Annotated in this window: 9 protein-coding genes, 1 tRNA gene and 2 pseudogenes; 9 read left to right on the top strand and 3 right to left on the bottom strand. The window is 71.7% G+C overall.

Annotated features, from left to right (window positions below):
* Positions 1-612, bottom strand: a pseudogene (locus EEJ42_RS52885) (SUKH-4 family immunity protein); the annotation flags it as partial.
* Between the two features lie 5 nt (positions 613-617).
* Positions 618-1595 carry an SMI1/KNR4 family protein gene (locus tag EEJ42_RS18170; RefSeq protein WP_123100974.1) on the bottom strand — a complete coding sequence of 326 codons (978 nt, stop codon included), beginning with the start codon at positions 1593-1595 and terminating at the stop codon, positions 618-620.
* 196 nt (positions 1596-1791) lie between these two features.
* Here EEJ42_RS18170 and EEJ42_RS18175 point away from each other — a divergent pair, with 196 nt between their 5' ends.
* The 3 genes and pseudogenes from EEJ42_RS18175 to EEJ42_RS53865 form a co-directional block, all read left to right on the top strand.
* The gene (locus EEJ42_RS18175; RefSeq protein WP_123100975.1) at positions 1792-2313 is read left to right on the top strand and encodes a YwqJ-related putative deaminase; all 522 of its coding nucleotides are present in this window, start codon (positions 1792-1794) and stop codon (positions 2311-2313) included.
* A complete protein-coding gene (locus EEJ42_RS18180) occupies positions 2310-2810 on the top strand; it encodes an SUKH-3 domain-containing protein (RefSeq protein WP_281291468.1) in 501 nt (166 codons plus the stop codon). Before EEJ42_RS18175 ends, EEJ42_RS18180 begins: the two co-directional genes overlap by 4 nt.
* Positions 2791-2868, top strand: a pseudogene (locus EEJ42_RS53865) (SUKH-3 domain-containing protein); the annotation flags it as partial. The gene EEJ42_RS18180 and the pseudogene EEJ42_RS53865, both read left to right, overlap by 20 nt.
* A 387-nt stretch (positions 2869-3255) precedes the next feature.
* Here EEJ42_RS53865 and EEJ42_RS18185 read toward each other — a convergent pair.
* A complete protein-coding gene (locus EEJ42_RS18185; RefSeq protein ID WP_123100976.1) occupies positions 3256-4641 on the bottom strand; it encodes a sensor histidine kinase in 1386 nt (461 codons plus the stop codon).
* A 247-nt stretch (positions 4642-4888) separates the two neighbouring features.
* Between EEJ42_RS18185 and EEJ42_RS18190 the strand changes: the two genes are divergently transcribed.
* From EEJ42_RS18190 to EEJ42_RS18215, 6 genes are all read left to right on the top strand, one after another.
* A tRNA-Gln gene (locus EEJ42_RS18190) sits at positions 4889-4960 on the top strand.
* A 112-nt stretch (positions 4961-5072) separates the two neighbouring features.
* Positions 5073-6539 (top strand): bifunctional UDP-N-acetylglucosamine diphosphorylase/glucosamine-1-phosphate N-acetyltransferase GlmU, encoded by a 1467-nt coding sequence (gene glmU, locus EEJ42_RS18195; protein ID WP_123100981.1) that lies wholly within the window; start codon positions 5073-5075, stop codon positions 6537-6539.
* 74 nt (positions 6540-6613) lie between these two features.
* Entirely contained in the window at positions 6614-7591 is a 978-nt protein-coding gene (locus EEJ42_RS18200; protein ID WP_123100977.1) for a ribose-phosphate diphosphokinase, read from the top strand.
* 205 nt (positions 7592-7796) lie between these two features.
* Positions 7797-8396, top strand: coding sequence for a 50S ribosomal protein L25/general stress protein Ctc (locus EEJ42_RS18205; RefSeq protein ID WP_123100978.1), 600 nt, complete (start codon positions 7797-7799; stop codon positions 8394-8396).
* Between the two features lie 143 nt (positions 8397-8539).
* On the top strand, positions 8540-9136 hold the full coding sequence (pth, locus tag EEJ42_RS18210; protein ID WP_123100979.1) for an aminoacyl-tRNA hydrolase: 597 nt from the start codon (positions 8540-8542) through the stop codon (positions 9134-9136).
* Positions 9137-9203: 67 nt separating this feature from the next.
* The gene (locus EEJ42_RS18215) at positions 9204-9722 is read left to right on the top strand and encodes a hypothetical protein (protein ID WP_123100980.1); all 519 of its coding nucleotides are present in this window, start codon (positions 9204-9206) and stop codon (positions 9720-9722) included.
* The last annotated feature ends 36 nt before the right edge of the window (positions 9723-9758 follow it).

Consider the following 9758-nt stretch of genomic DNA (forward strand, 5'->3'; position numbering starts at 1 on the left):
GCCGCGTGGCGACGGCACGCCGCCGGAAGGCCAGTCGTCCACCGGCTCGGGCGCGGACGCGGGCCCCGCATCCCGCGGCTCGCCGCCGGCCGACCCGGACACGGGCGCGTCCGTGCGCGGCGACACCGCGCCATCCGACGACGGCCAGTCATCCACGGACTCCGGCTCCGGCGCGCCAGTGGCCGGAGCCGACCGCTGCGCGGGCACGTCCGGCGCGTCCCCGTCCCCGTCCCCGCTCATCGCGTCCGCCGCTTCCTGGAGCCACTCCGGCGGAGTCAGCAGGAAGGACGTCACATTGAGGTCGATGCGCTGCTGCCGCCCGGCGGTCTCCTGGGCGCGGTCGTCGTTGGCCCCGTACTCCTCCTCGTACCGGCGGATCACCTCGCCCACCGGCAGCCCGGGCCACAGCGTGGTCTCCCCGCTGTCCCGCGCGATCACCAGCCGGGCGCCGTCCACGGGCGCGCCCGAGACCGCTCCGTCCGGGCGGTCCTCGGCCCAGGCCACGAAGCCCAGGTCGAACTCCCGCACCCGCACCTCGCGCTGCTGGTAGGCGGGCACCTCACCGTTGATCCAGAGTTCGGCGCGCTCCTGCGCCTGTGCGAAGGTCACCATCGCGCTCACCCCTCCACGGGTACGGCGTACGCGAATCCGCCGTCCACCATCAGGTTCGCCACGGTCTCCAGCTCCGGCGGATTGCCCGCGAGCCGCAGCAGGAAGGCGTCGAAGTCCTCGCCGCACGGCAGCATCAGCCGCTCCACCCGCTCCCGGACCGTCCAGCCGTCGCGGTCCCGCGCGTCGTCGTACGCGCAGAACCAGACCGAGCCGATCGCGTCCCCCTTCACCTTCACCGCGATCACCCCGCCCTGGGCGAAGCCCACGCCCAGATAGTCCTTGGTGAAGTGGTCGCGCAGACACTTGTTGATATAGACGAGGTCGTTGACCGCCGCCTCGTCGCGCACCGTGAAGAACGGCTGGTCGACCAGGAGTCCCAGCTCCGGGTCGAGCGCCGCGCCCACGGGTGCGCAGCCGCCCGCCGCCTTCAGGAACGCGCGGTACGACTCCGGCAGCCGGTAGCCGAGGTCCTCCTCGACGCCCAGCACCTGCTCCTCGGTTGCCGAGAGCCCCCGCACCGGCAGCCCGAAGTGGACCGGCCGGGTGTCCTGCAACGGGCGGGTGCCGCGCTTGTCCTGGTCCACCGGGGCCGTCGCGAGGCCGCCGTGGTGCCGCAGCAGCGCCTTGACCTCGACCGGGATCAGCTCCATCCGGCGGCCGCCGGGGACGTGGTGCCACGTCCAGCCGTGCGGAGTGGCCACTGCCGAGGCGTCGTTCCACAGCTCATGGCCGGAGGCGTGCAGCGCGGCGTTCGCCGAGACATAGTCGGTCAGCCGCAGCTCGTCGACCCCGAACCCCTCCGGGGGCTCGGCGATTTCGGCGGCCGCGCGGGCGTACGGCGAGAAGTCCGGAAAGCCGTTTTCGTCCACCCGGACGCCCATGGGGTGGCGGGCGGCCCGAACCGGATCCGGGAAGTGCACGACCTGCCCGGCGTAGGCCGTGTTCGGTGGCGCGGCATGCTGCCCGAGCCGACCTGTCGTCATGGCGGTTGCCCCCTGCTGATGCTGGCGTATGGGGCACAGCCTATGCGGTGGCGGCACAAGCGGAACCGGTCGGCCACCACCCCGGCCGCCCACCTGGGCCGACGCACCCGGACTACCGCATTTCCCGTCGCATTTGGCAGGCTGATCTTTCGCAACCGGGGGATTGCGGTGGATTGCACAGGGAGGGACCCACCACATGCACATCACGCAGAGCAACGGGGGCGGCGACGGAGCCGCCACCGCGGCCAGCGACCCCCGGCTGAGATGGAGCAGCGTCGACCCCGACGCCGGTCCGCCTCCGCTGCACCACCGCCGCGACACGCTCCTGCCCGCCGTCGCCGCCGCGCTCTCCGTCCGCGGCGAGACCCTGACCTGCACCGGAGGCAAGGCCGACCAGGCACCCGCCCTCCACCCCCTGGTGCAGGACTTCCTCGACGCCCTCACCAGCGGGCAGCGCGAACGTTTCACCGGGCGCTGCCCCGAAGCGGTCCTGCTCTCCCGCCACCTGACCGCCGTCGAGGCGAGCCGCTCCAAACGCGCGGCCCGAAAGCCCCTCACCCACGGTGAGGCCCGCCGCTCCCTCAAACAGTCGAAGCTGACCGCCCGCCGGATCCGCGAGGCGGGCGACCCGGAGCACGGCTCCTACGCCCCGCCCTGCCTCTCCTGCACGGCGATGCTGGGCCACTTCGGCGTACGGGTGGTGGGTGAGGAAGCGTGACCCGCCCCATCGACCGCACCGACACCACCCGCTTCCCCGTCCCCGTCGACGCGGCCCTCCGTGAGGCCGGCTGGCAGCCGGGCCGCTGGGACATGGAGCGCGCCGAACGCTGGGCGGACACCCTGTCCGCCCACGTCTCCCCAGCCGGACACCGGCACACCGTCTTCCCGGCCGCCGTCGAAGCCTGGGCCGAATTCGGCGGACTGCACGTCCAGCCGCCCGGCACCGGCCGCCAGATCGCCCCCACCCCGTTCCGTATCGACCCCCTCCACGGCCTCCACCTGGCCCGCACCCTCGGCGACTTGGGACGCGCGCTGGAGACCGAGGTCTGCCCGCTGGGCGAAGAGGCCGACGGGCAGGGGCTGCTGACCATCGACGCGGAGGGGCGGGTCTACAGCCTCGACCACACCGGCGACTGGTATTTGGGCGCCACGCTTGNAGGGGCGGGTCTACAGCCTCGACCACACCGGCGACTGGTATTTGGGCGCCACGCTTGACGCTGCGCTGGGCACCCTGATCACCGGGACGCTTCCGCCGCGGCTCTCCCGCGCGTAGTCGCTCCGCTGGGGTTGCCGGTGTTATGCGCCGTTGGCCGTCACGTCGTCGGCCGTCCGCGGCGCCGTCGTGGTCGGGCGCGCAGTTCCCCGCGCCCCTGCGGCAACCCGCCGTTGGCCGTCGCGCCGTCGGCCGTCCGCGGAACCGTCGTGGCGCCCCTGCGGCAACGCGCCGTTGCCCGTCACGTCATCGGCCGACCGCGGCACCGCCGTGGCTGGGCGCGCAGTTCCCCGCGCCCCTGCGGGGCCGACCCTGCTCCGTCGGCGCCTCGACTACGCGGGCCCCGCGCCCCTGCGGCAACCGCCGTTGCCCGTCACGCCGTCCGCCGTCCGCCGACCGCGGCGCCGTCGTGGCCGGGCGCACAGTTCCCCGCGCCCCTTCGGGGCGCTACGCGGTCTTCGCGCGGTCGCCCTCGGCCATGTCCGGCCGGGGGCGGGTGCGGTCCGGGATGACCGCCGAGACGCGGAAGCCACCGGCCTCCGTCGGGCCCGAGACGAAGCCGCCGCCCAGCGTCGACACCCGCTCCTTCATCCCGACCAGCCCGTTGCCCCCGCTCGGCAGCCCGGCGTCCGCCGCGCCCCGCTCCGAGGGCCCGTTCTCCACCAGCACCGCGATCTCGGCGCCGCGGTGCGCCAGACGGATCCGGGTGCTGGCGCCCGGGGCGTGCTTGTGCACGTTGGTCAGCGCCTCCTGCACCACCCGGTACGCGGTCTGCTCCACCCGCGCCGCATACCGCCGCTCCTCGCCCTCCACCGACAGGTCCACGGCCATCCCGGCCGCCCGTGACTGCCCGACCAGCGCCTCCAGCTCCGCCAGCCGCGGCCCGCCCGCGTCCGCATCCGCGTCCTCGGCGGACTCCGTGGCCGACGCCGTCGCCGCCTCGGCGGCCGCCGAGGCGGCGACCGCCACCGAGGCCAGCGGCACCGGCTTCTGCTCGGCCGGGGCGTCCGACCGCAGCACGCCCAGCATCTGCCGTAGCTCGGTCAGCGCCTGCCGCCCCATGTCGCCCACCAGCGCGGCGTTCTTCGAGGCCTTCTCCGGGTCCTTGAGCGCCACCGCCTGGAGCGCCGCCGCGTGCACCACCATCAGGCTCACCCGGTGCGCCACCACGTCGTGCATCTCGCGCGCGATCCGGGTGCGCTCCTCGTTGCGCGCCCACTCGGCCCGCTCCTCGGCCCGCTCCGCGAGCAGCGACAGCTCGCGCTCCAGGCCGTCCGCCCGCTCCCGCAGGCTCTCCACCAGCCGTCGCCGGGCCCGGACGTACAGCCCGAGCAGTACGGGGGGCGCGGTCAGCGCCAGGGTGATCGTCAGCGAGAAGAGCGGGGCCTCCCAGAGGGCCGAGCCCAGGTCCTCCTGCGGGTTGTCCTGCCGGAAGCGGATCATCGTCACGAGGAACGTTCCGGCGCCCGCCATCCCGGCCAGCACCGCCGAGATCCGGCGCGGCACCTCGGACGCGGCGAGGGTGTAGAGCCCGACCACGCCGAGCAGCACCCCCATCTCCGCGGGGGTGACGGCGATCGATATCAGCACCACGGCGATCGCCCAGCGCCGCCGCAGCACCAGGGTGGATCCGACGATCAGCCCGAGCAGGACGCCGAAGGCGACCGGCATCCGGGCGCCGTGCGCGAATCCGACGCCCTCGGCGGCGCATTCGGCCGCCGACGCGACGCCGAGCATGATGTCCAGCACCATGCTGCGCCGCCGCGACCACCACCATGGGCCGTCGGGTGCGCCGCGCGCACTCGTTTCCTCAGATGCCCCCGTCGCACTCATAGCGACCAGACTACGGCCGCACGCCAGCCCTTTTCCGGGGGACACGGCCGCATGTGTCTCACTCGAACAGTCCGTATATCAACGGTTTTAACTCGAACGGTTGAATCGAGCATGTTTTCGACCAGACGTCCGCATGGCGACCGGGCGCACCGACCCATACCGTCGCGTCGAGGGCGGCCCGTACGGCATAGTGGTGGGGACCAAGTCGATCGCCCGAGCAGGGTGTCCGACTTGGATCTGTTTGCCATCCCCTGTGGTGTAATTGGCAGCACAGTGGCTTTTGGTGCCATTAGTCCGGGTTCGAGTCCTGGCGGGGGAGCCCTCTTCACGGGTCCCGGCCTTCACGGTCGGGACCCGGAGTCGTTTCCGGGGGGAAACCTCTCGGTATCCTGCGGGTGTCCACCCCCTACCCGAAGCCGAAGGGCACACCCGTGAGCGCCAACCGCCCGGCAGCCGTCGTCGTCCTCGCAGCGGGTGAGGGCACTCGCATGAAGTCGGCGACCCCCAAGGTTCTGCACGCCATCTGCGGCCGGTCCCTCGTCGGGCATGTCGTCGCCGCCTCCCGCGAGCTCTCGCCCGAGCACCTGGTGGTCGTGGTCGGCCATGCCCGGGAACAGGTCTCCGCGCATCTGGCCGAGATCGACGCCGACGCCCGCACCGCCGTCCAGCACGAGCAGAACGGGACCGGGCACGCGGTCCGGATGGGACTGGAGGAGCTGTCCCACAGCGGTGTGGCCCTCGACGGCACCGTGATCGTCGTCTGCGGCGACACCCCGCTGCTGACCGGCGAGACCCTCAAGCAGCTCGCCGGGGCGCACTCCGCCGACGGAAACGCGGTGACCGTCCTCACCGCCGAGGTGCCCGACGCCACCGGCTACGGCCGCATCGTGCGGGACCAGGCGTCCGGCGCCGTCACCGCCATCGTGGAACACAAGGACGCCACCGACGCCCAGCGCGCGATCCGCGAGATCAACTCCGGCGTCTTCGCCTTCGACGCCCAGCTGCTCACCGACGCGCTCGGCAAGGTGCGGACCGACAACAGCCAGGGTGAGGAATACCTCACCGATGTGCTCGGCATCCTGCGCGAGGCCGGGCACCGGGTCGGCGCGTCGGTCGCCGCCGACCACCGCGAGATCGTCGGCATCAACAACCGGGTGCAGCTGTCCGAGGCCCGCCGGCTGCTCAACGACCGGCTGCTGGAGCGCGCCATGCTCAGCGGCGTCACCGTGGTCGACCCGGCCACCACCTGGGTCGATGTGACGGTCACCGTCGAGCAGGACAGCGTGATCCACCCCGGCACCCAGCTGCTGGGCACCACGCACCTGGCCACGGGCGCCGAGGTCGGCCCCAACTCGCGGCTCACCGACACCACGGTCGGCGAGGGCGCGGTGGCGAGCTTCACCGTGGCACAGGACTCGGTGATCGGCGCGGGGGCGTCGGCGGGGCCGTACGCGTATCTGCGCCCCGGCACCCGGCTGGGCCCCAAGTCCAAGGCCGGTACGTACGTGGAGATGAAGAACGCCGAGATCGGCGAGGGCACCAAGGTGCCGCACCTGTCCTATGTGGGCGACGCCACGATCGGCGACTTCAGCAACATCGGCGCCGCCAGCGTCTTCGTGAACTACGACGGTGAGAAGAAGCACCGTTCGACGATCGGCAGCCACTGCAAGACCGGTTCGGACAACATGTTTGTGGCTCCTGTCACAGTGGGAGACGGGGCGTACACCGCCGCCGGCTCGGTCATCACCAAGGATGTGCCCCCGGGTTCGCTCGCCGTCGCACGCGGCCAGCAGCGGAACATCGAGGGCTGGGTCGCTCGCAAGCGCCCCGGGAGCGCCGCGGCGCAGGCGGCCGAGGCCGCCGCTGCCGCGCGCCAGGAGGACGAGGGCGGGCAGTGACCTGCGAACCGGTGCGCCCATCCGGGGGCGTACCGTAAAAGCGCGCACCAAAGTGACATCCAAGGAGACGTGACGTGACCGGGATCAAGACGACCGGCGAGAAGAAATTGATGCTCTTCTCCGGCCGCGCCCACCCCGTGCTGGCCGAGGAGGTCGCCCACGAGCTGGGCGTCAGCCTGGTCCCGACCAAGGCATTCGACTTCGCCAACGGCGAGATCTACGTCCGCTTCCAGGAGTCCGCGCGCGGCGCCGACTGCTTCCTGATCCAGAGCCACACGGCTCCGATCAACAAGTGGATCATGGAGCAGCTCATCATGATCGATGCGCTGAAGCGGGCCTCCGCACGCTCCATCACGGTGATCGTGCCGTTCTACGGCTATGCCCGTCAGGACAAGAAGCACCGTGGCCGGGAGCCCATTTCGGCGCGGCTCATCGCCGACATGCTCAAGACGGCGGGTGCCGACCGCATCCTCACGGTCGACCTGCACACCGACCAGATCCAGGGCTTCTTCGACGGCCCGGTGGACCACCTCTTCGCGCTGCCGGTGCTCGCGGACTACGTGGGCGCCAAGGTCGACCGGTCGAAGCTGACGGTCGTCTCGCCGGACGCGGGCCGCGTGCGGGTGGCCGACCGCTGGTGCGACCGGCTGGGCGCGCCGCTGGCGATCGTGCACAAGCGGCGGGACCCGGACGTGGCGAACCAGGTCACCGTCCACGAGGTCGTCGGTGACGTCCGGGGCCGGGTGTGCGTCCTGGTCGACGACATGATCGACACCGGTGGCACGATCTGCGCCGCCGCGGACGCGCTGTTCGCGAACGGCGCGGAGGACGTGATCGTGACGGCCACCCACGGCGTGCTGTCCGGCCCGGCCGCGGACCGGCTGAAGAACTCCAAGGTCAGCGAGTTCGTGTTCACCAACACCCTGCCGACGCCGGGCGAGGTCGAGCTGGACAAGATCACCGTGCTGTCGATGGCGCCGACCATCGCCCGCGCCGTTCAGGAGGTCTTCGAGGACGGCTCCGTGACCAGCCTGTTCGAGGAGCACGCCTGATGGGCTTAACCGCGGACCGACCCAGCTGAGGCCACTCCCGGAAGGGGTGGCCTCAAGCCTGGGGCGACCGTTGGTAGACTCGTGGGGTTGCTCGGCGAGGGAGGCTGTGGTTCACACAGCTCGTCCGTTATCGACGCGCTCTTCGTAGCAGGTCTGTCGTGGGCCGGGTGACGGCCATCTGTACACGATCTACGAGGAGTGCCCCATGGCCGAGGTCAAGATTCCCGCCAAGCCCCGCACCGAGTTCGGCAAGGGTGCCGCCCGTCGCACCCGTCTGGCCGACCGGGTTCCCGGTGTCGTCTACGGCCACGGTGCCGAGCCGCTGCACGTCACGCTGCCGGCGTACGACCTGCTGATGGCGCTCAAGACCCCGAACGTCCTGCTGCGCCTGGAGGTCGAGGGCGGCAAGAGCGAGCTGGTCATCCCCAAGGCCGTGCAGCGCCACCCGATCAAGATCGGCATCCTGGAGCACGTCGACCTGCTCCTGGTGAGCAAGGGCGAGAAGGTCACCGTCGAGGTGCCGATCCACACCGAGGGCGACCTGGCCCCGGGCGCCAACCTGCTGGAGCACGTGCTCAACGCGCTGCCGGTCGAGACCGAGGCCACCCACATCCCCGAGGGTGTCACCATCTCGATCGCCGGTCTGGACGCGGGCGACACCATCTACGCCAAGGACATCGCGCTGCCGAAGGGCACCACCCTGGCCGTCGAGGACGACGCGCCGGTGCTGCACGTCGTCGCCGCGCAGGCCGAGGCCCCGGAGCCGGAGGCCGCCGAGGGCGAGGGTGAGGGCGCCGAGGCCTGATCCGCCTCGTTCCGCATCGCTTGGCGACCGCCGTCCCGCTGCTGCCAGCGGGGCGGCGGTCGCGTATGAGCGCGGTCGCGTATAAGAGACCACTGGGCACATACCACTGGGCACAGAAGAGCCTCACTCAGGAGAACGAGACGATGAGCGACGCAGACGCGAGCAGCCCGTGGCTCGTGGTGGGACTGGGCAACCCCGGCCCGGAGTACGCGGCCAACCGCCACAATGTCGGCTTCATGGTGGCCGAGCTGCTGGCCGAGCGGATGGGCGGACGCTTCAAGGCGCACAAGTCCCGGGCGCAGGTGGTGGAGGGACGCATCGGGCCGCCCGGCCCGGGCAGCCGACGGGTGATCGTCGCGAAGCCGATGTCGTTCATGAACCTGTCGGGCGGACCGACGACCGCGCTGCGCGACTTCTACAAGGTACCGGTGGGTCATGTCGTCGCCATTCACGACGAATTGGACATCGACTACGGTGCGCTGAGGCTGAAATTCGGCGGCGGTGACAATGGCCACAACGGGCTGAAGTCGATCACCAAATCGGGGGGCCCGGACTACTTCCGGATCCGCTTCGGCATCGGCCGTCCGCCGGGCCGCATGGATGTCGCGGCGTTCGTGCTGAAGGACTTTTCCGCCGCTGAGCGCAGGGAGTTGGACTACTTCGTGGACCGCGCGGCCGACGCGGTGGAGACGCTCATCGTGGACGGGCTGGAGCGCGCGCAGGGCACCTACAACTCCTGAACGGCACTCGCGCAGCCGTTCGGTTGGAGGTTGACCCGGGGCCCGCCGATGGCAAAGATCTACCGCCATGGCATCCACCGGCATCACCAAGCGCAGCCGTACGCGGCGGGCGGGCGAGAGCATGTACGGGCTGCTGTTGCTCGCGAAGAACGTCGCCATGACGCTCGTCGCGCTGCTCATCCTGGTGGCCGGAGTGTGGTCCTCCTGGAGCGACGCCAAGCCCACGATGCTCACCAAGGGGCTGGAGCGCGGCACGCTCACGGTGTCCCGCTGCGACGACGACTGGTGCACCGGCCGGTTCACCCCCGGCTCCCAGGGCAGCGAGGCGCCGGCCAAGGTGCGGGTCGACGCGGCGGTCACGGACGGGACGGGCGAGCGGCTGCTGGTGGCCGTCAAGCCGGGCACCGACGAGGTGGTGCGCACCGGCACGGCGGGCATCCTGCACGCCTGGGTTCCGTTCGGCGGCTCGCTGCTGCTGGCGTCGCTGGTCGTCGCGGGCGGGCTCCGCATGCGCCGCACGGCCTGGGGCCTGGGCCTGGCGGGCGCAGCGGTGCTGGGGGCGTCCTTCGCCACGCTGACGTTCTGAACACACCAAGCGGCGGCCCGCTCCTCCGGGGAGCGG

This window comes from Streptomyces botrytidirepellens, assembly GCF_003721215.1.
Taxonomy (GTDB): domain Bacteria; phylum Actinomycetota; class Actinomycetes; order Streptomycetales; family Streptomycetaceae; genus Streptomyces; species Streptomyces himastatinicus.